The organism is Nesterenkonia lacusekhoensis (assembly GCF_017876395.1).
Lineage (GTDB): Bacteria > Actinomycetota > Actinomycetes > Actinomycetales > Micrococcaceae > Nesterenkonia > Nesterenkonia lacusekhoensis.
The window spans coordinates 1,676,053-1,698,165 of record NZ_JAGINX010000001.1 but is presented as its reverse complement, the minus strand read 5'-3'; the positions used below and the strand labels follow the sequence as shown (position 1 = coordinate 1,698,165).

Below are 22,113 nucleotides of genomic sequence, written 5' to 3'. Positions count from 1 at the left end.
CCGATGGTACAGACTCCACATCCCACACGCCGGTCCCTGACTCCCTCGAACCTGTTGTCCCTCGGTGTGATCGCCGCGCTCATCGTGCTAATCGGCTTTCCGATCGCGCTGGTCATCTTTGCGGCTGTCACTGACGTCCTTCCACGGCCGGGCAACCTGAGCCTGGAGAATCTGAGCACGGACTCACTGTCCTCTCTCTTCTCTGCGGCCACCGCGTCGGCCGCGACGAACTCCTTCATCGCGGCCACCACCTCAGCGCTGCTCTCCCTGTTCCTCGGTGTCGGACTGGCGCTGCTGGCCGCCAGGACGAATGTCCGCTTCCGCCGGTTCGTCTTCCTCGCCGGACTCGCTCCGATGTTCATGCCCGCCTTCGTCGCTGCCCTCGCCTGGTCTGTGCTAGCCGGGCCCACCGGGTTGGCTAATGCGCTGCTCAGAGATCTTGGAGCGGAGCCGTTCGTCAACATCTACTCCTTCCCGGGCTTCATCTTCATCCTGGGGGTCTACAACTCTCCGTATGTCTTCCTGATGGTCTATTCGGCCCTGCGGCTGATGAACACGGACCTGGAAGATGCCGCTGTTATCCACGGCGCTCCTATCCAGACCGCAATCCGCAAGGTCACGCTCTCATTGATGACGCCCGCTATCCTGGGCTCCACTCTCCTGGCGTTCACGATCTCCATCGAGAACTTCCCAGTAGCGCAGTTCATCGCCCGGCCCGGCGGCGTTGACACGCTGCCGACCCTGATCTACCGCTACATGAGCATGTCGCCCTCTCGGGGCAACGATGCCGCCGCCATTGCGATCGTCCTCGTCCTGGCCGTCGCGCTGGTGGTCCTGCTGCAGCGCTGGTATTTGGCGAGGAAGGACTTTGCAACGGTCTCCGGAAAGGGGAGCAAGTCCAAACTGGTTAGTCTTGGAAAGTGGCGGACTCCCGCGCTGCTCGCCGCGATGCTCTACTTCCTGGTGTCCGTCGTGCTTCCCGTGCTCAGCCTGATCGTCATCGCCACGTATTCCTCACCGTACATCCAGACCATCTCCGGTATGGCAGAGGCAGGAAGCTTCAGTATGGATCGCTTCACCGGCGTCTTCGAAGACCGCCAGATCAGGAGCGCCATCGGCAACTCGATCACTGTCTCGCTGCTGGTCGCGGTCATCGGCACGGCATTCTGCTTCTTGTGCTCGTACCTGACCTATCGGACCAAGGCTCCGGCGCGGAGGTGGATCGAATATCTGGCGATGACGCCGCTCGCGGTCCCGGCGATCGTGCTGGGTATGGGTCTGCTCTGGACGTGGTTGATCCTTCCTCTGCCCGTCTACGGCACCATCGCTCTTCTGGTCATCGCCTTCATCGCGAGCCTTCTGCCCCAAGGGTTCCGTGGATCCAGCGCCTCGATCCTGCAGTTCAACTCCGACCTGGAGGATGCGGCGGTCATGCACGGAGCAGGCCGAACCAAGGCGGTGGTGACCATCACCGCACCTCTGCTGAGGACTTCTCTACTGGCGACGTTCGTCCTGTTGCTGATGCTCAGCATGCGCGAACTGACCGTTCCGCTGTTCCTCTACACCACCGACACGCGGCTGCTCTCGATCGTCATCTTCGACGCGTACGAGAACGGGCAGTTCGCCCTGGCAGCCGCTATCGGAGTCATCTACACGCTGATCATCGGCGCGCTCGCCGTCGTCTCCCAGCTCTTGGACCGCAAATAAGAATCACTCTGCAAAAGGAGAGGAACAATGAAGATCCGATCTCAAGCCGCCCTGCTCACTCTGGGAGCCCTGACACTTTCTGCCTGCGGAGGCGGAACGGAGGGGACTGCTGAGGAAGGGGAGGACCTGGTCATCGACGGACAGACCATCGCCACAGCCGAGCTCCTAGAGGAGGCCCGGGAAGAAGGGACCTTCACCTTCTACACGGCTTCGGGAGAAGCCGGGGAACAGTTCCTCCTCGATGAGTTCGAGGAGCTCACCGGGATCACCGGAGAAGTGATCCGGATCGTTCCGAGCCGCTTGAACGAACGGGCGCTCAGCGAACATGGGTCCGGACAGCTTGCCGCGGACGTCATCCGGACCTCCGGGTGGGACATGATCGACGAACTCTCCGAAGCTGGGGTCTTTGAGCAGCTTAATCTTCCCGAGGACTTCGACTTCCCCGAGGAGGCTGTGCATGAGGAGGGGCTCTACTACACCTCGTACAACCGGCCCTACCTTATCGGATACAACGAGATGGAACATGAAGGTGAGCCCCCGACCAGCTGGGATGACCTGCTGACGCTGGAGCCCTCCGGCGCCGTGGAGATCACTGCGTCAGGCACTTCGCAGGAGCTGGTCCGATTCCAACGGGAGGTGATGGGCGATGATTGGTTGACGGAGCAGGCAGACACCGATGTGCGGGTGTTCGATTCAGCGTCTCCGCTGACCGACGCCATGGCCCGGGGAGAGATCGTCTCAGGGCCGGTCCCCTCCACGGTCGGGCTCTCCGCGGCGGAAGAGGGTGCCCCCATCGCGATGGTGGCCCCGGACGAAGGCTTCCCCGTCAACCAGGTGGTCATCGGTCTGACGGAGCAGGCAGAGAACTCCGCAGCCGCTGAGGTCTTCATCAACTGGACGCTGTCCACGGAAGGGCAGTCGTTCGCCACAGAGGTCGGTGACTACCCGGTGAACTCCGAGGTTGGGCTGCCCGGATTGGGGGACACCGAACTGCCGCCCCTCGACGATGAGAGGGTCTGGACCATCTCCAAAGACGATTACCTCGAGCACTACCAGGACGACGCCGACTTCTGGCACGGCCTGTTCAACTGATTCCCGCCTCGGCATGTGCCGGATGAGGAAGATACACTTCCTCATCCGGCACACAGCCTCTGTCTGATCGGAGAAGGCACCTGTTGTGAGAAAGAGTTTGGATGACCTGGGCAGGCACATCGAAGGGCTTGCCGAACACTATCCCTTCGACCTGCATTGGCAGATCCGCCCGGTCGGGACCCACGATGCCGTCGGCCGCAAGGCAGACCAGACCGTGGCGTCTTTCAGTACCCGGAAGGTCAGTGTGATGCTTGCCTGCCTGGCTCTGGTGGAAGAGGGCAGACTCTCGCTCGATCAGACCCTCACCATCCGGCCTGAGATGAAGGAAGGTGTCCAGGCGGGGATCATGCGCAACCTTTCAAGCGGCATCGAGCTCACTCTCCGCGACTCTCTCATCCAAGTCATGAGCACCAGCGACAACATCTGCACCCAACTGGTGTTCGAGGCTATCGGCTCGGTGGAATCTGATCCTCTGCAGTGGGTCAACGACTACTGTGCCTGGGTGGGTCTGTACTCCACGATGCACCGGGAGATCTTCCCCCGCAGTGCGGAGTTCACATGGAGCCATTCCTTGGATTCAGTGACGGTGACCACCGCTGCAGATCAGTGCCTCCTGCTGGAGAGGCTCGGACGAGGATGCCGGAGCGAAGAAGGAGCGGAAGTCCTACGTCTCTCCTCGGAGCAGTGCCGGTTCGCCCTTGGAGCCATGACGACGATCTTCACCCCCGCTCTGGGCATCTCCACCCGAGATATACAGTTCGCGGAGAAGAATGGCCGTGGCCTCCGCGGCCTGTCCCAGGTCGGACTGGCGCTGAGGGATGGCAGGGAACCTCTGGCAGCCGTTGCGATCTATGCGGAGTCCATCCCCACGACCCTGCCGAATCGGGTGCCCGGGCGGGTGGCCGCCTTCGACCTGTTCGCCCGTGTGGGCATCGCCGTGGAGGAGTGGTCCTATGTTCAGTGAGACCGATGTCGCCCAGGTCGCTGTGCTGCCGGTGATCGAGCTTTCTGGGGCGCTGCCCGGCCTCTCCTTCAGCGTCGAAGCGCATCACGGCGGCAGCGCAGCACAGGGGGAGGACCGTGTGCATCCCTTCTCGGGTGCGGGAAAACTCATCTTCGGCACTGTTCTCGCCGAACTGAGTGTGGAGGATCCGAGTCTTCTCGCCGCGGGCGTATCTTTGTTGGACAAACACCGGGGACAGGCGCGTACAGGAACGCTCAGGCTGCTCTCCGGGGATATGAGTCTCAGCGTCGACGATGCGGCGAATCTCGTGCTCTCCACCGGGGACGCGGCCGCTGCACTCGCTCTACTCGAGTTCCTCGACCGGCGGGGAGTCGACCTCCGGCAGGCTGCCCAGGAGCTGCTCACGCGGCTGATGCTGACAAGCACACAGGTGACAGGGCTGGAGGGGCCGCAGGGCTCGGCCGGAGAAGGGTTCCTGGGGACCACGACGCCTCAGGATCTCCTCCGTCTGCTGGCCTACCTCTGCGCCTCGATGGAAGGGGAGGAGAGGCGGTCTGTGATGATCGCTCCGGAGGCCTCCCGCTCCGTCCTGAGGTGGATGCGCGGGGTCTTTGAACCGGGAGGTCTGGCCAGCGCACTGCCCGGGCACGGTCCCCATCGGGTGCCACATTGGACGGTCTCTGGATGGGAGAGCCTGTCTCAGGGGGAGGATCAAGGGTGCGCATCGGTGTTGATCACCCATTCGAGCACTGCCGGATGGGTCTGCGCCGCGGCGTTCCATCCCGCTTGGAGAACTCTCTCCTCAGTCAGCTCTCCCCGGGACGTCTCGGCGGCCTTCGGCACCCTTGGATTGTCCGCCTATCTCAACGAGCAGGCATAATACCCATAGCAGCGCATCCCAGGGAGGGTTGATGTCGGCGGACCAGGAAGAGTTTCCGGGCCTGAAGGAGGCTTTCCTCCAGGCGCCCAAACACCTGGGCAGCACCAAACGGGTGACAGCGGCCCTGAGGGAGTGCATCGTCGAGACCCGGCTCGGTCCGGGGGCCTGGATCCGTGAGGACGCCATCGCCAAGCTGCTCGGAGTGAGCCGCACGCCCATCCGCGATGCGATCAGCATCCTGGTGGATGAGGATCTAGTGGTCCGTCTGCCGAACAGGGGAGCCCAAGTCGCTCCCCTTCTCATGGACGACCTCATCGCTGCCTACGCCTTGAGGCAACAGGTCGAAGGTCTTGCCGCCCGGTTGGCGACCATCCGGACATCGCCTCAGCTGGTGGCCGAGCTGCGTGCCGTGAACCAGCAGCTGCGTGCTGCGATCGATACCCGCGACACCGATGCATGGCATGCGGCCAATATGAGGTTCCATGCCGTGCTGCGTGCTCACACCGGGAACAAATACATCGAACGGTTCGGAAAGCATCTGGACAATGTCATCCGGCGTTTCCACGGCCGCACAGCATCTCAGCTGAGCCAGCCCCATGACGGGTTCGAGGAGCACGAGGCGATCATCGAAGCGATCGACAAGGGCAACGTCGACGAGGCGGAGAAGCTGTCCATCGCTCATATGCGGAGCGCCCGCGCCACGCGCTTCGCTCTGATGACGGGTGACTGACCGGAGTTCCGCGAGCTGCGTCATGCTCCGGAGCCGGAGGTCAGCTGCTCGAATACTGCGGGTGGCCGGACCCGGGTACGATGGAGACCATGACTGCGATCAATCTCGGTATGCCTGCTCCTCCGCCGCCGGTCCTCGCGCCGCGTCGGAAGACCCGCAACTTCCAGGTCGGCAACGTGGGAGTGGGCAGTGATCATCCGATCTCTGTCCAGTCGATGACCACCACCAAGACTCATGACATCAACGCGACCCTCCAACAGATCGCGGAGCTCACCGCCTCCGGCTGTGACATCGTCCGCGTCGCCTGCCCCACGGACAAGGATGCGCAGGCGCTGCCGATCATCGCGAAGAAGTCGCAGATCCCGGTCATCGCTGATATCCACTTCCAGCCGAAGTACGTCTTCGCCGCTATCGAGGCCGGCTGCGGTGCGGTCCGGGTGAACCCCGGCAACATCCGGCAGTTCGACGACCAGGTCGGCGAGATCTCCCGGGCCGCCAAGGATGCCGGGGTCTCCCTGCGCATCGGCGTCAACGCCGGATCCCTGGACAAGCGGCTGCTGGCCAAGCACGGCAAAGCCACTCCGGAGGCTCTGGTGGAGTCCGCAGTGTGGGAGGCCAGCCTCTTCGAGGAGCACGACTTCCACGACTTCAAGATCTCGGTGAAGCACTCTGACCCGGTGGTCATGACGCAGGCCTACCAGCTGCTCGCCGAGCGCGGCGATTGGCCGCTGCACCTCGGCGTGACGGAGGCCGGCCCTGCCTTCCAGGGCACCATCAAGTCCTCCACGGCCTTCGGCGCACTGCTCTCCCAGGGCATCGGAGACACCATCCGCGTCTCCCTCTCGGCTCCGCCGGCTGAGGAGGTCAAGGTGGGCAACCAGATCCTCGAGTCCCTGAACCTGCGCCCGCGCAAGCTCGAGATCGTCTCCTGCCCCTCCTGCGGCCGTGCCCAGGTGGACGTCTACACTCTGGCCGACGAGGTCACCGCTGGCCTGGAGGGCATGGAGGTCCCGCTGCGCGTGGCCGTCATGGGCTGCGTGGTCAACGGACCTGGCGAGGCTCGCGACGCCGACCTCGGCGTGGCCTCCGGCAACGGCAAGGGCCAGATCTTCGTCAAGGGCGAGGTCATCAAGACCGTGCCCGAGGACCAGATCGTCGAGACTCTCATCGACGAGGCCAACCGCCTCGCCGCTGAGATGGACGCCGGCGACGAGGGAGAGGCTCAGGCTGCGGGTGCCCCTGTGGTCTCGGTCAGCTGACTCCGTCGCCGCTCGCGTGCACCGCGCCACCTCTGGTGCGGTGCGCGTCCTCGAGTCGACCGACACCCCGGCGCTGCTGCGCCTGCTGGAGCGTGACCCTGCCCACCATGTCTCCGTGCTGGCCTCAGTGCGCAGCCGCGGAACCGCCGCGCCGGGTCGGGGCCGCATCGCAGCCATGCTGCTGGGTATCGACGACCCTGAGCATCCGGGGGAGCTGGCCTCCGCCTGCTGGGTGGGGTCCAATATCACTCCGGTCCATGCCGGCCCGGCTGAGGGTGAGCTCTTCGGGCTCGCGCTGCGGGCCCTGCGCCGTCGGGTCTCCTCCGTCTACGGAGACGCCGAGGCGGTGCTCGAGCTCCACGATGCCGCCGGCTGGGTCAACGTGCGGGAGGTCCGCGCTGACCAGCCGCTGCTGTCTATCGATGTGCCCTCTGCGATCGAACCCATGCCCGAGGTCCGCCCCTCCCGGCTCGAGGAGTTCGACGCCGTGGAACAGGCCAGCGCCGCCATGTTCACCGAGGAGTTGGGCTTCTCTCCCTACACCCAGGGCGTCTCGGAGTACCAGCAGCGGGTCCGCAGCCTCATCTCCGGGGGCTACTCACTGATCGCTGTGGGTCAGGACGGAGAGATCATCTTCAAAGCGGAGTTCGGTGCTGTGTCCCGCGAGGTCGTCCAGGTCCAGGGGGTGTGGGTCCACCCTGAGCACCGAGGACGTGGGCTGGCGGCGTCGGGAATGTCCGCCGTCGTCGACTACGGGCTGAAGCTGGCGCCGGTGGTGAGTCTCTACGTCAACGGATACAACACTGCCGCTCTTCGGACCTACCAGCGCGTGGGCTTCCGGCGTGAGGGCACCTTCGCGACCATACTGTTCTAGTGATGCCGCAGAACTCTTCTCCCCGCCGTGCTCGCACCGCGTCTGTCCTGGCGCTGACCGGGCTGCTCGCCCTGACCGCCTGCGAGGCTGACGTGCCTGATCAGCAGGGGCCCGGCGACGTCGGGGACTACGACGCCGAGAGCTTCGACGAGCTCTCCGCCCCGGATCCCAGCGGAAACCAGCTCTCCCACGAAGACATCCGGGGAGTCCTCGAGGACCACCTCGAGGGGGCAGATCTCACCGACAGCGACGACTATTACCCCAACCTGCGCGACATCGAGACTGAGCTGCAGAAGCTGGCCGTGGATCCCGCCGACTGCAAGCAGTATGTGGTGCAGTCGGCCTCGCCCGTGCCTGAGGGTGCGCTGATCGTCCATGCTGACACCAGCGGAGGCGAGAGCTCGGACGAGAGTGGAGGGGGCGACGCGGCGACACCCGGCGGCGGGTCCGGCGAAGGCTCCGGTGACGGCGATGCTGCGGCCCCGTCCGGCGGCTTCAGCGTGACCTCGCTGACCCGTCCGTTGGAGAATGAGGGCGGTGACGGCGACTCCGGCGACGACGGCTCCGGGGGCGAGGACTCTGGCGACGGCGGCTCCGCAGAAGACGGAGATGACGCGTCCGGAGACGAGGAAGAGGACGAGCCGGTGGAGGTGGACCTGCCGTCGGGTCGTCAGGCCACGGTCTACTCCTTCCAGGATTCGCGTGCCTCGGATGCCTTCTTCGACGGTGAGCAGACCGGGATGGAGAACTGCGGCTCCTATACGGTCACGCGCGGGGGTATCGGTGAGGACGACGAGCCCGACGCCGAGAGCTCCACCTCAGTGGACGCCGTGGAGGTCGACTCCGAGGCGGAGGACGCCCTGGGCATCTACCGTGAGGTGGAGTCCGACGGTTCCACGGAGCAGAGCGTCGCAGTCCTGCTGCGCCATGGCTCCCAGGTGGTCCTGCTGGCAGCGCCCACCGGGGGAGACCTGGACGAGGACGAGTCTGAGGCCGCCGCTGAGCAGCTCGAGGGAGAGGCCCACGCCGTCCTCGAAGACCTCTGAGCGCTTCGCTTGCCCCTCTGCGCACCCTCGTTTTACCAAGCACTTTTCGGATAACCCCCACGTATACGGGTGGGTAAAGTGGAAACGCCTTGGTAAAACGAGGGTGAGGCCCGGGCAAGTCGTCGAGGCCGGTCAGAGTCTGCGGCGTGGCACACCCTTCTCCCGAAGAATCGCCTCCAGCTGCCGCGGATTCTGCAGCGTCTGCCAATTCCATCGGGCTACGTCGTAGCCCAGCCGCCGGATGCCATCTTCCCGGCGTTTCTCGTTCAGCACTGTCTGCTGTGGGCTCATCCCGTACTGCTCGGCCCGCAGGTACTTCTGGTTGCCGTCGAACTCCCCGACGACGCCGGGCGTCTCCCACCCGAAATCTGAGTACAGTGCGCCATCGGGCGTGATCAGCTTGACCTGCAGGTCTGGAGGTTCGAAGCCGAGATCATCAATGAGGACGCGCGACCAGGACTCGCCCGGGTTGGCCGATCGCCCGTCGGAGAACTCCCAGGCCCGTTCGGTGCGAAGCCGAGCCCGCCGCGAGGGAAGAGTCTCGCCCCAGGCAAGCAGGCCGACTTCGACCAGCTCGGTCCCCGCACGGTGCCTTCCCCCGCGCAGCCCGTCCAGCACACTGACCGCAGCGGGGAAGTTGAGCCGGTGCACCGTGTCCATGGCAGCCAGCTCCACAGGTTCGGTGCGCAGACGCAGCCCAGGGACGCTGACCTCCTGCAGCTCGGGAAGCTCGACGTCGACCAGCGCGGCCCGATAATCCCGCGACGCAGAAGGCTCCAGTCCCTTCTTCAGCGCGACACGATATCGCTGCGGAAACTGAAAGGCGCGAGTTGGGACGTTCCTCAGGGCGCGTTGCGCGTTGAGAGTGGTTCCGTCGGGCAGGCGGCATTGCTGCTGCAGCCGCTGTGCGGAGGCGCGGCCGGTCATCGCCCGTGGTGCCCGGCGTCCGGTGCTGGCATTGGAAGAGACTCTGATGTGCACGAAGTCCTCCGGATGCAGCAGGCTCACACCGTGCAGACTGAGCGCGGTCTCCCGGCAGAAGATCGTCTCCGGTCGCGACAGAGCCTGAGCGGCGGCAGCGATGAGCGGCCGTTCCCAGGGAGGTGAGCGAATCCAGGCATGGGGTTCCAGATAGACCCCTGGGCGAATGCGCAGCAGCTCCCCGCCGTCCACGCGCGCGCTGAGCGCATACGGACTGGCCGAACCGCCGTCGTCGGGGCGCGCGACCAGGAGCGTGGCTTTCGGGCGTGGTGAAGGCATAGCTCCACCCTTGCTGATCTGTGCGGATCCTGCTGAGGCAATGCATCCTCCTGTGGATAACTTCCGCTGCCCGCTCCATGACCCTCGTTTTACCAAGCACTTTTCAGATAACCCTCACGTATACGGGCGGGTAAACCGAAAATGCCTTGGTAAAACGAGGGTGAACGAGGGTGAAGGAGGGGAGGCCGATCAGCCGAAGAGGTCCGTCGCCACGTCGTAGCCCAGCTTGAGGATCAGCACGAAGACCACCACCAGGAAGACCACGCGGATGAACTTGGACCCCTTGGCGATCGCCATCCTGGCGCCCACGTATCCGCCGGCCATGTTCGCCGCGCCCAGCAGCAGGCCCAGCCACACCATCACGTGACCGGCCGGGGCGAAGTACAGCAGCGCACCCAGATTGGTGGCCATGTTGACCACCTTCGCCTGGGCTGAGGAGTTCAGGAAGTTGTAGCCCAGCACCATCACCAGAGCGATGATCAGGAAGGTCCCGGTCCCCGGCCCCAGCACGCCGTCGTAGAAGCCGATGATCGCACCGATCCCCACCGCACGGGCCAGATGTCCGAGCCCCATATGCCGCAGCTTCTCCAGCTGCCCGACGTCGGGCTTGAGCGCGGTGAAGATCCCGACGCCGAGCAGCGCGGCCAGGATCAGCGGCAGAATCACCTGCTCGGGCAGCGAGGCCGCGACCACCGCCCCGCCGTAGCTGGCCAGGAGCGCGGCGAAGGCCATGGGGAGCGCGGTGCCCATCGAAGGTCTGACCCGCCGGACATAGGTGACCGCCGAGATGGTGGTGCCGAAGATGCTGCCGAGCTTATTGGTGGCCAGCGCTTGGACAGGACTGATCCCGGGCACCATCAGCAGCACGGGCAGCTGCAGCAGCCCGCCGCCCCCGACGACGGCGTCCACCCATCCGGCGGCGAAGCCGGCGAGCACCAGCAGCAGGACGATCACCCATGTGATCTCCTCGCCGGCGATCACTTCAGGTTCGCCGCACGCTCCGCCACAGTGGAGACGGCGGCCTCCAGGGCGACCTCCTGGGCCTCGCCCGAGCGGCGGTCCTTGACCTCCACGGTGCCGTCCTTGAGACCGCGTCCGACCACCACGATGGTCGGCACGCCCACCAGCTCGGCGTCGCCGAACTTCACCCCGGGGGAGACCTTCGGGCGGTCGTCGTAGATCACGGTCAGGCCCTGGGCCTCCAGGTCGGCGGCCAGCTTCTCGGCCGCCTCGTAGATCTCCTCGCCCTTGCCGGTGGCCACCAGGTGGACATCGGCCGGGGCCACGGCGCCGGGCCAGATCAGGCCGCGCTCGTCGTTGTTGTCCTCGGCGATGGCTGCCAGCACACGGGTCACGCCCAGGCCGTAGGAGCCCATGGTCACGGTGCTGAGCTTGCCGTTCTCGTCCAGGACCTTCAGGCCCAGGGCCTCAGCGTATTTGGTGCCCAGGTGGAAGATGTGTCCCAGCTCGATGCCGCGGCGGGTACGCAGCGGTCCGGAGCCGTCGGGGGAGGGGGCGCCGTCGCGCACGGCCACAGCCTCGATCACGCCGTCCCAGCCGAAGTCGCGTCCGGCCACCAAGCCGAAGACGTGCTTGTCGTGCTCGTTGGCGCCGGTGATCCAGCTGCTGCCGGAGACCACGCGCGGGTCCACCAGATAGGTCAGCCCGGTGGTTCCCTCCTCACCCAGCACCGGCGTGTCCAGGGACAGCCCGGGGCCGATGTAGCCGCGCACCAGGCCGGGGTTCTTCTTCAGGTCAGCCTCGACGGCGGCCTCCACGGCCACCTCGCCGGCGGCACCCAGGTGCTCACCGATGGAGGCCTCCACCCGCTTGAGGTCCACGTCGCGGTCGCCGGGGACGCCGATGACGGCCACACGGCGCTCACCGTCGGGCATCACGACGGCGACCACCACGTTCTTCAGCGTGTCCGCCGCGGTCCACGGGCGGTCCTGCCGCGGGTGGTTCTCGTTGGCCGCCTGCACCAGAGTCTCGATGGTGTCGGTGCCCGGAGTGGGGTGGACTTCGGCCGCCGGCAGGCCGCTGTGATCGATGGGCTCGGGCGCCGGGGTGGTCACCGCCTCCACGTTGGCGCGGTAGCCGCCCTCGGATTCGACGAAGGTGTCCTCACCGATGGCGCAGGGGAAGAGGAACTCCTCGGAGGCGGAGCCGCCCATCGCTCCGGAGACGGCGTTGACCGGGACCACCGGCAGGCCCAGGCGTTCGAAGATGCGGACATAGGCCGCCCGGTGGGCGTCGTAGGTGGCCTGCTGGTCCTCCTCGGAGAGGCAGAAGGAGTAGGAGTCCTTCATGATGAACTCGCGGCCGCGCAGCAGCCCGGCACGGGGACGGGCCTCGTCCCGGTACTTGGTCTGGATCTGGTAGAGGCTGACCGGCAGGTCCTTATACGAGGTGTAGAGGTCCTTGACCAGCAGGGTGAAGGCCTCCTCGTGGGTGGGGGCCAGCAGGTAGTTGAACTCCTCGGGCTTGCCGGCCTCATCCTTGGGGACCTTGCGGTCGGCCACACGGAAGATGTTGTCCCCGTAGTCCTCCCAGCGCCCGGTGGCCTCATAGGGCTCCTTGGGCAGCAGGGCGGGGAAGTGCACCTCCTGGGCGCCGATGGCCGCCATCTCTTCGCGCACGATCTGCTCCACCTTGCCCAGGACCTTCAGGCCAAGCGGCAGCCAGGAATAGATGCCTGGGGCTGAGCGGCGGATGTAGCCGGCGCGGACCAGCAGCTGGTGGCTGGCGACCTCGGCGTCGGCGGGGTTGTCGCGCAGGGTGCGCAGGAAGAGCTGGGACAGGCGAATCGGCACGGTGAGTCTCGTTTCCATCACGGATGATTACTGCCCACACAGTCTAACGGGGCACAATGGGTGTCATGTCTGCATCACCCCGCCCCGCTGATGACCGCTTCCCCGATGCCCGTTCTGCGAAGCTGGCTGAGCTGGTGGAACCGACGGTGACCCGCCGCGGACTCTTCCTGGAGGAGCTGGAGCTCAAGCCCGCCGGATCCCGCACCGCCCTGCGCGTGGTGGTCGACTACGCGGAGGGCTCCGAGCAGGTGGACCTGGACACGCTGGCCGAGCTCTCCGAGGAGGTCTCCGAGCTGCTCGATGCTGAGGCCGAGACCACGCTGAAGGACGTCCCCGAGTACGACCTCGAGGTCTCGACCCCCGGGGCGACCCGTCCGCTGAGCCTCCCGCGTCATTTCCGCCGCAATGTGGGCCGTCTCCTTGAGATCACCACCACAGACGGCCGCCAGATGGTGGCCCGTCTGGAGGGCGCCTCGGAGCAGAGCATCACCGTCTCTGAGCAGAAGCCTGCGCCGAAGAAGGGCATGCCGGTCAAGTACAAGGACCCGGTGGAGCTGGACCTGACCGCCATCACCGAGGCTCGTGTGCAGGTAGAGTTTTCTCACACGGAAGACGACTGAGCCCAGACGGCTCGCTGATCGTGCGCAACGCTGCTGTATGAACCGGAGGCACAAGTGGATATCGATATGAGCGCCCTGCGAATGCTCGTCAATGAACGGGACATTCCTCTCGAAAGGCTGATGCCGGCCATCGAACAGGCACTCGTCCTCGCCTATCACAAGTCGCCCGGGGCTCTGAAGCACGCCCGCGCTGAGATCGATCAGTCCAGCGGCCACGTCACCATCTGGGCCAAGGAGTTCGACGAGGACGGCACAGTCCTCGGCGAGTTCGACGACACCCCCAAGGACTTCGGCCGCATCGCCGCCTCCACGGCCCGCCAGGTCATCATGCAGCGCATCCGCGACGCCGAGGACGATCAGGTCCTCGGCGAGTTCCGCGGCCGTGAGGGCGAGCTGATCTCAGGTCTGATCCAGCAGGGGCGCAACCCGAACATGGTTCAGGTGGATCTGGGCGCCGTGGAGGCTGTGCTGCCTCCGCAGGAGCACGTCCCGGGCGAGGTGTACGCCCACGGCTCCCGGCTGCGTGCCTATGTGGTCGATGTCCACCGCGGCATGAAGGGCCCCTCCATCACCCTGTCCCGCTCCCACCCGGGTCTGGTGAAGAAGCTCTTCGAGCACGAGGTCCCGGAGATCGCCGACGGCACGGTGGAGATCACCTCCATCGCCCGCGAGGCCGGGCACCGCACCAAGATCGCGGTCAAGGCACACCAGGCCGGCATCAACGCCAAGGGAGCCTGCATCGGGTCGATGGGCTCGCGCGTGCGTGCGGTCATGACGGAGCTCAACGACGAGAAGATCGACATCATCGATCACAGCGACGATCCGGCCGAGTTCATCGCCCACGCGCTGTCTCCCTCCAAGGTCTCCAGTGTGGAGATCCTGGACGAGAACGCCCGCTCGGCGCGCGTGGTGGTCCCGGACTATCAGCTCTCCCTGGCGATCGGTAAGGAGGGGCAGAACGCCCGTCTGGCCGCAAAGCTGACCGGCTGGCGCATCGACATCCTCTCCGATGCGGCCCCGGGCGGCGCGCCTGTCGTCTCGGAGTGACGGCCCCGGTCAGAAGGAGTAGACTGTCATGGTTCCTGTGCGCACATGCGTCGGCTGCCGTCGTCGCTGTGAGCAGGAGGATGTCGTGAGACTGGCCCTGGAGGGGTCGCAGGTGGTTCTCGACGCCGCACGCCGGAAGCCCGGACGCGGCGCGTGGCTCCACCCGCGGCGCAGCTGCTTCGATGCGGCGATCTCCAAGAGGGCCTTCAACCGGGCGTTCCGGGGTCAGGTCGACGTCGGGCACCTCAGCTTCGAGGAGCTCAGCACTGTCAGCGGACACGGATCTCCCGTCGGGGAGTGACGTGCCGAACGGTTCGAGATGAAAGCGGGATCAGAGAGATGGATACCCGATGAGCATCGACGGATGAGTGCCCAGTGATGACACACCTGTGTATCTCCGTCACGGATCAGAAGCAGTTACACGGCTCGTCTCCGGTGAACCGCTGATATCAGCCCCGCTGATGATCGGCGGGGCACCGTGCGGGCCAGACAAGGAGAAAAGTGGCCAAGGCCCGCGTGCATGAGCTCGCCAAAGAGCTCGGTATCACTTCCAAAGAAGCACTTGCAAAACTTCAGGACATGGGGGAGTTCGTCAAGTCCCCGTCCTCCACGGTGGAGCCGCCCGTAGCCAAGAAGCTGCGCGCTGCCTACCCCGACGCCGCCAAGAAGGGCGGTGACAAGAAGCCCGCACCCAAGCCTGCTCCCCAGAAGAAGGAGGAGGCCCCGGCTGCTGAGGCTACACCCGCCGCACAGGAGCCCGCGAAGGCTCCTGCAGCTGATGAGGCCCAGGAGGCGCCTGCGGCACAGACTCCTGCACCGGCTCCTGCGGCTGAGAAGTCGGAGGAGGCCCCGGCCTCCTCAGCGCCCAAGCCTGGTGTCAAGCCCGGCCCCAAGCCTGCGCCGAAGCCCGGCGCCGGTTCTGGGACCGGTCAGTCCTCCGCCAAGGCAGAGGACGCGCAGAAGTCCGACGGCGCCGCACCCAAGCCCGGCCAGAAGCCCAAGGCTGCCGAGTCCGGCTCCGGTCAGTCCGGTTCCGGTGAGAAGAAGTCGTCGGCACCCAAGCCTGGCGGCCCCCGTCCGGGCAACAACCCGTACGCCTCCTCGCAGGGCATGGGCTCGGAGCGTCCGGCTCCGCGTCCAGGCCCTCGCCCCGGTCCGCGTCCGGGCAACAACCCCTTCGCCTCCCAGCAGGGCATGCGCAACGAGCGCGGCGGCCAGGGTGGTCCGCGTCCGCGCGGCGGTCAGGGTGGCCAGGGCGGTCCCCGTCCCGGCGCACCGGCAGGTCAGCGTCCGGCAGGCGGCGGCGGCCAGGGCGGTCCCAAGCCGGGCCCGCGTCCCGGGGGGGCACCTAAGCCCTCCATGGTTCCCGGCCAGGCTCCCGGCGGTCCCGGCGGCGGCCGTGGACCCGGTGGCGGCGCACCGGCCGGCGGTCCTCCGCGCGGTCGCGGCGGACGTGGCCGCGGCGGTGCCGCAGGTGCCTTCGGGCGCGGCGGTCCGTCCCGCTCCAAGAGCCGTAAGTCGAAGCGCGCCAAGCGCGCAGAGATGGAACAGCGTCAGACCCGCGAGATCGGCGGCGTCCGCGTCCCCAAGGGCGACGGCAGCACCGTTCTGCGTCTGCGCCGCGGCTCCTCTCTGGCCGACTTCGCCGAGAAGATCGGAGCGGAGCCGGCAGCGCTGGTCACCGTGCTGATGAAGCTGGGCGAGATGGCCACGGCCAACCAGTCCCTGGACGAGGAGACCTTCAAGCTGCTCGGCGAGGAGCTGGGCTACAACGTCCAGATCGTCTCCCCGGAGGACGAGGACCGCGAGCTGCTCGAGTCCTTCGACATCAACCTGGCGAACGAGGCCGCCGCAGAGTCCGATGAGGACCGGGTCCCGCGCGCTCCGGTGGTGACCGTGATGGGTCACGTCGACCACGGTAAGACCCGTCTGCTGGATGCCATCCGCTCCTCCAAGGTCACCGAGGGCGAGCACGGCGGCATCACCCAGCACATCGGTGCCTACCAGGTGGAGGTGCCCCACGAGGGCGAGCAGCGCAAGCTGACCTTCATCGACACCCCGGGTCACGAGGCGTTCACCGCGATGCGTGCCCGTGGTGCCAAGGTCACCGACATCGCTGTGCTGGTGGTCGCCGCCGACGACGGCGTCATGCCCCAGACGGTGGAGGCGCTCAACCACGCCAAGGCCGCCGGTGTGCCGGTGGTCGTCGCGGTCAACAAGATCGATAAGGACGGGGCCTCCCCGGACAAGATCCGCGGTCAGCTCACCGAGTACGAGCTGGTGCCTGAGGAGTACGGCGGCGATGTCATGTTCGTCGACGTTTCCGCACGCCAGAACCTCAACATCGACGAGCTGCTCGAGGCTGTGCTGCTGACCTCCGACGCCGCTCTGGAGCTGCAGGCCAACCCGGACAAGGAAGCACGTGGTGTGGCCATCGAGGCCAACCTGGACAAGGGCCGCGGTCCCGTGGCCACTGTGCTGGTGCAGTCCGGAACGCTGAAGGTCGGCGACAACATGGTGGTCGGCACTGCCTTCGGCCGTGTGCGCGCGATGTTCGACGAGAACGGCGAGGCAGTCGAGGAGGCCGGCCCCTCGCGTCCGGTCCAGGTGCTGGGTCTGTCCAATGTGCCGCGCGCCGGCGACTCCTTCCTCTCCACGGAGGAGGACCGCACCGCACGTCAGATCGCTGAGAAGCGTGAGGCGGCCGAGCGCAACGCGATGCTGGCCAAGCGCCGCAAGCGCGTCAGCCTGGAGAACTTCGACCAGGTGGTGGCCGAGGGCAAGATCGACACCCTCAACCTCATCATCAAGGGCGACGTCTCCGGTGCTGTGGAGGCCCTGGAGGATGCGCTCATGGGCATCGATGTGGGCGACGAGGTCCAGCTGCGGGTCATCCACCGCGGCGTGGGCGCCATCACCCAGAACGATGTCAATCTGGCCACTGTGGACGACGCCGTCATCGTCGGCTTCAACGTCCGCCCGGCCGAGCGCGTCACCGAGCTGGCTGACCGCGAGGGCGTGGACATGCGCTTCTACTCGGTCATCTACGCGGCCATCGACGACATCGAGGCAGCGCTGAAGGGCATGCTCAAGCCGGAGTACGAGGAGGTCGAGCTGGGCTCGGCGGAGATCCGCGAGGTCTTCCGCTCCTCCAAGTTCGGCAACATCGCCGGTTCGATCGTCCGCTCGGGCATCATCCGCCGCAACGCCAAGGCTCGCCTGGTGCGCGACGGCAAGGTGGTCTCCGACAAGCTGGCCATCGAGTCGCTGAAGCGCTACAAGGACGACGCCACCGAGGTCCGCGACGGCTTCGAGTGTGGTATCGGTCTGGGTGCCTTCAACGACATCCAGGAGGGCGACATCATCGAGACCTGGGAGATGCGCGAGATTCCGCGCGTCTGACCAGATGACTGCCTCCACGACGCCGGGCCCCGCTGCTGAAGCGGGGTCCGGCGCTCGTGTTCTAGGCTGACACCGTACGTACACACGAAGGAGCGCATCATGGCTGATCCAGCACGCGCGGCACGGCTTGCCCAGCGCATCAAGGTGATCATCGCGGAGGCTCTGCGCAGCCGGGTCAAGGACGAGCGCGCTGAGCTCATCACGGTGACCGATTCCCGCGTCACCAATGACCTCCAGCACGCCACCGTCTACTACACGGTCATGGCCTCCGATGAGGACGCCAAGGCCGGCGCCGAAGAGGTCCTGACCGCCAACCAGGGCACGCTGCGCTATGAGATGGGACGCCAGCTGAACATCCGGCTGACCCCGACCCTGGAGTTCGTCCCGGATGAGATCCCGGAGCAGGCCGAGCAGCTGGAGGACATCCTCCGCAAGGCCCGCGAACAGGATGAGAAGGTCCGGAAGCTGCGCGAGGGCGCAGAGCCGGTCGCTGAGGATTCCCCCTACCGGTCTCAGGGAGATCAGTAGTCTCCATGGGCAAGAAGCAGAGGCCTGAGGAGATCGAGGTCGGTTCAGGCCTTGTCCTGGTGGACAAGCCTGCCGGCTGGACCTCCCATGACGTCGTCGGCAGGATCCGCAAGCTCGCCGGGACCCGCAAGGTCGGCCACGCCGGCACGCTGGACCCGATGGCCACCGGTGTGCTGGTGGTGGGCATCAACCGGGCCACCCGGCTGCTGACCCACATCGTCGGGGTGGATAAGACCTACACCGCCACCGTGCGGCTGGGTCAGAGCACCACCACCGACGACGCCGAGGGTGAGGTCGTGGAGACCCGGTTCGCCAATGCCGTCACTCCGGAGAGGCTGGAGGAGGCCGTCGCCCGGCTGACCGGAGAGATCATGCAGGTGCCCAGCACCGTCTCTGCGATCAAGGTCGACGGCCGGCGCTCCTATGACCGGGCACGGGCCGGCGAAGACGTCGCCCTCGAGGCTCGCCCGGTGACGGTGGAGCGGTTCGAGGTCCAGGAGATCCGGCGTCTGGATGAGGGCAAGACCGTCGACGTCGACGTGGAGGTCCGCGTCTCCTCAGGCACCTATGTGCGCGCTCTGGCCCGGGATCTCGGCGAGATCCTGGAGACCGGCGGGCACCTGACCGCGCTGAGGCGCACCGCCGTCGGGCCCTACAGCATCGATCAGACGCTGACGCTGGACCAGCTGGGGGAGGACTTCGGCTACATCGGCCTGGCTGAGGCTGCCGCTCAGCTGTTCCCGGCCCGGAAGCTGACCGAACAAGAGGCCTTCAACCTGGGGCATGGTCGGCGGATCACCGCCTCGGCCGATGCTGAGGTGGTCCTGCCCGGCAGGGAGCCGATCGCCGATGCCAAGGGACGGCGTGAAGGTCTGACTGCGGCCTTCGGTCCCGACGGCGCCCTCGTGGCCTTGCTCACGGACGTCCCCGCCAAGGAGGGTGCCTCGGCCTCGCCGGATGCGGCAGGGGCTAAGATGTTCCAGGCGAAGCCGGAGCTGGTGTTCGCCGCCCAGTGAACGCAGGCACCGTGATCGCGGTGCCGCCGGTCTGTCCGCAGAGGAGTCCCCATGACGGCGATGTTCATCATCGGAACCGTGGTCTGTGCGGCCTCCACCCTCATCTGCTGGATCATGACGGCCCTGCGCCGCCACCCTGCTGATTCCTCGATCATCAGCCTGGCGGCCATCGAGCTCTTCCTCTTCGCCTACGCCGGCTACGCGGCCGTCCGCCAGTCCGGCGGGGCCTCGGTCACCGGCGAGGCCTGGGAGTTCTGGGGCTATGTGCTGACCGCCCTGATCCTGCCGATCGGCGTGTTCATCTGGGCCGTCCTGGACAAGACCCGCTGGTCCAACCTGGTGATGAGCCTGGTGGGACTGGTGGTCTTCGTGATGATCTACCGGTTGGAGGAGATCTGGTGGGGGAGCGCCCTATGAGCAGGTTCGTACAGCCCGACGCCGAGCAGGAGACTGCCGTCCCCACCCCGCGCAACCGCGGGCTCGGCATGCTGATCATCACCGCCTACGGCATCTTCGCCGTCTCGTCCTTCGCCCGGGCGCTCTACCAGATCCTGGTGCACTTCGAAGACGCCCCGGTGGCGTATCTGCTGAGCGCCTTCGCCGCCGCGGTCTACATCCTGGCCACTGTGGCTCTGGCCCGCCGCGGGCACACCGCCTGGCTGGTGGCCCTGGTGGCTGTGCTGGTGGAGATGGCCGGAGTGGTCGGCGTCGGGCTCTGGACCGTGCTGGATCCGGATCTGTTCAACGAGGCCACCGTGTGGTCCCACTTCGGTCAGGGCTACGGCTACATCCCGCTGATCCTGCCGTTCGTCGGACTGTTCTGGCTGCTGCGCCACCGGACTGTACAGTAGATCCGTGCACATCTGGAATGGCCTGCAGGAGGTCCCCGCCGCGCTCGGTCCGACGGCGGTGACCATCGGCAACTTCGACGGCGTCCACCTGGGTCATCAGCATGTTCTGAACCAGCTGGTCGCAGCCGCCTGCGAGCATGACGCGGCCTCTGTGGCGATCTCCTTCGACCCGCATCCGCTGCAGGTCCACCGCCCGGAGGACTGTCCCGAGATGCTGACCGGCGTCACGGAGAAGATGCGCCGGCTTCAGGCCAGCGGCCTCGAGGGGCTGCTCATGCTCCACTACACCCTGGACCTGGCGGCGCTGACCGCAGAGGAGTTCGTGAGGACCTATCTGGTGGACGCCCTGCGCGCCGCTGTGGTGGTGGTCGGTCACGATGTGCGCTTCGGTCAGGGAAACTCCGGAACCTTCGAGACCATGGTGGAGTTGGGCCAGCGCTACGGCTTCTCTGTGGTGGGGGTGGAGGACTATTCAGCCTCCACCGACCGCCGCTGCTCCTCCACCTGGGTGCGTGAGGCCCTGCGCGAGGGCGATGTCACCAGCGCCTGCGAGGTGCTCGGCCGGCCCCATTCGGTGCTGGGCACTGTGGTCCATGGTGCCGCCCGCGGCCGCGAGCTCGGATTCCCCACCGCCAACCTCGGCTCCGATGCTGAGGGTATGATCCCCGCCGACGGGGTCTACGCCGGCTGGTTCGTGGATGAGCCCGGCAAGTATTGGCCCGCGGCGATCTCAGTGGGCTCCAACCCCACCTTCGACGGCATCGAGCGTGTGGTGGAGTCCCATGTGATCGACCGCCCGGAGGAGAAGATCGAGGACTTCGACCTCTACAGCCAGGTGGTCCGCGTGGAGTTCGTCCAGCGGCTGCGTGGCATGGTCGCCTATGAGGGCGTGGAGAAGCTGGTGGAGCAGATGACCCAGGACGTCTGCGATGCCCGCGAGGTGCTGGCGCAGACCGCCCCCGGATACGTGTCCCAGCCCTCTGCGGCCTCGGACAGCACCGCCGCCTGAGGGGTTCCGCGGTGACTGAGTCCCACAGTCCGCGCAGCGGCGGCGAAGCCCGCAACCGTCCCAAGCGGCGCAGTGATGCTGATCCGCTGATCACCAGTGAGTCCCGACGCCGGCAGCTCGGCAGCTCCTTCGCGGACCAGCAGTCGGTGGAGGAGGCCTGGGAATACGATGCGCTGCGCCCCCGCTACCCCGAGGCTGCTGTCCAGCAGATCCTCGCGCTGGGGGAGGGCGCTGCGCGGGGTTGTGTTGAGCAGGGGAGCACAGCGGCGCAGTCTTCCGCGCCGCGGATCGTGGACCTCGGTGCCGGCACCGGCATCCTGAGCCGACAGCTGGTGGCTCGCGGGGCGCAGGTCCATGCGGTGGAGCCCAGTCAGGCGATGACCGAAGTGCTGGCGCAGTCGGTGCAGCATCAGGACCAGCAGGAAGACACAGCGCTGCAGAGCAGGCTGCGCATCACCCGCGCTCCGGCGGAGGAGACCGGGCTGGAGCGGGGGAGTGCCGACGTCGTCGTCGCCGCCCAGGCCTGGCACTGGTTCGATGCCCAGGCCGTCCAGCAGGAGGTGCGGCGTCTGCTGGTGCCAGGCGGGCACCTGGGGCTGATCTGGAACTATCTGGACACCAGCGACGAGACGGTCCACCGGCTGACGCGCATCATGCGGGCCGGGGACGTCTACCGTCCGGGATGGAAGCCCGTGCTGGATGGGCAGTTGTTCGGCCCTGTGCAGACCACGGAACACCGGTGGAGCCGCCGACTGAGTGTGGCGGAGATCTTCCGGTACGCCACGACGCTGAGCTCCTGGCTCTCGGCCGAGGAGAAGGACCGAGTGCGGCGTCGGGGGAACCTGGAGGACTACCTGATGCGCGAACGAGGACTGACCGAGGAGGACGAGGTGGAGCTGCCGATGATCACGGTGCTGCATTCTGCCCGTTCCACCCCGTCGGCTCGTTCCACCCCGTCTGCTCGCTTCACCCTGCCCAGCTGAGGCCCGCTGGCACCTGGGCACCGGGAGCGCCT

Annotated in this window: 21 protein-coding genes; 18 read left to right on the top strand and 3 right to left on the bottom strand. The window is 66.5% G+C overall.

Annotation, left to right across the window (positions count from 1 at the left end; genetic code table 11):
• Window positions 1–3: 3 nt before the first annotated feature.
• The 8 genes from JOF45_RS07990 to JOF45_RS07955 all read left to right on the top strand — a co-directional run bounded on the left by JOF45_RS07990 (window position 4) and on the right by JOF45_RS07955 (window position 8,552).
• Entirely contained in the window at window positions 4–1,707 is a 1,704-nt protein-coding gene (locus JOF45_RS07990) for an ABC transporter permease (RefSeq protein WP_210048953.1), read from the top strand.
• Window positions 1,708–1,734: 27 nt separating this feature from the next.
• Window positions 1,735–2,799, top strand: coding sequence for an ABC transporter substrate-binding protein (locus JOF45_RS07985; RefSeq protein ID WP_210048952.1), 1,065 nt, complete (start codon window positions 1,735–1,737; stop codon window positions 2,797–2,799).
• Window positions 2,800–2,884: 85 nt separating this feature from the next.
• A complete protein-coding gene (locus JOF45_RS07980) occupies window positions 2,885–3,763 on the top strand; it encodes a serine hydrolase (protein WP_210048951.1) in 879 nt (292 codons plus the stop codon).
• Entirely contained in the window at window positions 3,753–4,643 is an 891-nt protein-coding gene (locus JOF45_RS07975; protein ID WP_210048949.1) for a serine hydrolase, read from the top strand. Before JOF45_RS07980 ends, JOF45_RS07975 begins: the two co-directional genes overlap by 11 nt.
• Before the next feature lie 31 nt (window positions 4,644–4,674).
• Window positions 4,675–5,373, top strand: a complete 699-nt coding sequence (locus JOF45_RS07970) for a GntR family transcriptional regulator (RefSeq protein WP_210048947.1) — start codon at window positions 4,675–4,677, stop codon at window positions 5,371–5,373.
• Between the two features lie 89 nt (window positions 5,374–5,462).
• A complete protein-coding gene (gene ispG, locus JOF45_RS07965; RefSeq protein ID WP_210048946.1) occupies window positions 5,463–6,632 on the top strand; it encodes a flavodoxin-dependent (E)-4-hydroxy-3-methylbut-2-enyl-diphosphate synthase in 1,170 nt (389 codons plus the stop codon).
• Between the two features lie 16 nt (window positions 6,633–6,648).
• Window positions 6,649–7,506 carry a GNAT family N-acetyltransferase gene (locus tag JOF45_RS07960; protein ID WP_210048945.1) on the top strand — a complete coding sequence of 286 codons (858 nt, stop codon included), beginning with the start codon at window positions 6,649–6,651 and terminating at the stop codon, window positions 7,504–7,506.
• A gap of 2 nt (window positions 7,507–7,508) precedes the next feature.
• Complete coding sequence (locus JOF45_RS07955; protein ID WP_210048944.1) at window positions 7,509–8,552, top strand: hypothetical protein; 1,044 nt, start codon at window positions 7,509–7,511, stop codon at window positions 8,550–8,552.
• Window positions 8,553–8,684: 132 nt separating this feature from the next.
• Here the strand turns inward: JOF45_RS07955 and JOF45_RS07950 are convergent, their stop codons facing one another.
• The 3 genes from JOF45_RS07950 to JOF45_RS07940 form a co-directional block, all read right to left on the bottom strand.
• Window positions 8,685–9,812, bottom strand: a complete 1,128-nt coding sequence (locus tag JOF45_RS07950) for a hypothetical protein (RefSeq protein ID WP_210048943.1) — start codon at window positions 9,810–9,812, stop codon at window positions 8,685–8,687.
• 189 nt (window positions 9,813–10,001) lie between these two features.
• Complete coding sequence (locus JOF45_RS07945; protein ID WP_378578455.1) at window positions 10,002–10,766, bottom strand: TSUP family transporter; 765 nt, start codon at window positions 10,764–10,766, stop codon at window positions 10,002–10,004.
• Window positions 10,767–10,789: 23 nt separating this feature from the next.
• Window positions 10,790–12,625, bottom strand: coding sequence for a proline--tRNA ligase (locus tag JOF45_RS07940; RefSeq protein ID WP_210048941.1), 1,836 nt, complete (start codon window positions 12,623–12,625; stop codon window positions 10,790–10,792).
• A gap of 65 nt (window positions 12,626–12,690) precedes the next feature.
• Between JOF45_RS07940 and JOF45_RS07935 the strand changes: the two genes are divergently transcribed.
• From JOF45_RS07935 to JOF45_RS07890, 10 genes are all read left to right on the top strand, one after another.
• The gene (locus tag JOF45_RS07935; protein WP_210048939.1) at window positions 12,691–13,245 is read left to right on the top strand and encodes a ribosome maturation factor RimP; all 555 of its coding nucleotides are present in this window, start codon (window positions 12,691–12,693) and stop codon (window positions 13,243–13,245) included.
• Between the two features lie 54 nt (window positions 13,246–13,299).
• The gene (gene nusA / locus JOF45_RS07930) at window positions 13,300–14,292 is read left to right on the top strand and encodes a transcription termination factor NusA (RefSeq protein ID WP_210048937.1); all 993 of its coding nucleotides are present in this window, start codon (window positions 13,300–13,302) and stop codon (window positions 14,290–14,292) included.
• 28 nt (window positions 14,293–14,320) lie between these two features.
• On the top strand, window positions 14,321–14,593 hold the full coding sequence (locus JOF45_RS07925; RefSeq protein ID WP_210048936.1) for a YlxR family protein: 273 nt from the start codon (window positions 14,321–14,323) through the stop codon (window positions 14,591–14,593).
• 200 nt (window positions 14,594–14,793) lie between these two features.
• Entirely contained in the window at window positions 14,794–17,694 is a 2,901-nt protein-coding gene (gene infB, locus JOF45_RS07920; protein ID WP_210048935.1) for a translation initiation factor IF-2, read from the top strand.
• Window positions 17,695–17,793: 99 nt separating this feature from the next.
• Complete coding sequence (rbfA, locus tag JOF45_RS07915; RefSeq protein ID WP_210048934.1) at window positions 17,794–18,222, top strand: 30S ribosome-binding factor RbfA; 429 nt, start codon at window positions 17,794–17,796, stop codon at window positions 18,220–18,222.
• 5 nt (window positions 18,223–18,227) lie between these two features.
• Window positions 18,228–19,238: a tRNA pseudouridine(55) synthase TruB gene (gene truB / locus JOF45_RS07910; protein ID WP_210048932.1), complete on the top strand. Its 1,011-nt coding sequence runs from the start codon at window positions 18,228–18,230 to the stop codon at window positions 19,236–19,238.
• A gap of 51 nt (window positions 19,239–19,289) precedes the next feature.
• Window positions 19,290–19,655: a hypothetical protein gene (locus tag JOF45_RS07905; protein ID WP_210048930.1), complete on the top strand. Its 366-nt coding sequence runs from the start codon at window positions 19,290–19,292 to the stop codon at window positions 19,653–19,655.
• Window positions 19,652–20,089: a hypothetical protein gene (locus JOF45_RS07900; RefSeq protein ID WP_210048928.1), complete on the top strand. Its 438-nt coding sequence runs from the start codon at window positions 19,652–19,654 to the stop codon at window positions 20,087–20,089. Before JOF45_RS07905 ends, JOF45_RS07900 begins: the two co-directional genes overlap by 4 nt.
• Window positions 20,090–20,093: 4 nt before the next feature.
• Window positions 20,094–21,098, top strand: coding sequence for a bifunctional riboflavin kinase/FAD synthetase (locus tag JOF45_RS07895; protein WP_210048926.1), 1,005 nt, complete (start codon window positions 20,094–20,096; stop codon window positions 21,096–21,098).
• A gap of 11 nt (window positions 21,099–21,109) precedes the next feature.
• The gene (locus JOF45_RS07890; RefSeq protein ID WP_210048924.1) at window positions 21,110–22,081 is read left to right on the top strand and encodes a class I SAM-dependent methyltransferase; all 972 of its coding nucleotides are present in this window, start codon (window positions 21,110–21,112) and stop codon (window positions 22,079–22,081) included.
• Window positions 22,082–22,113: the final 32 nt, after the last annotated feature.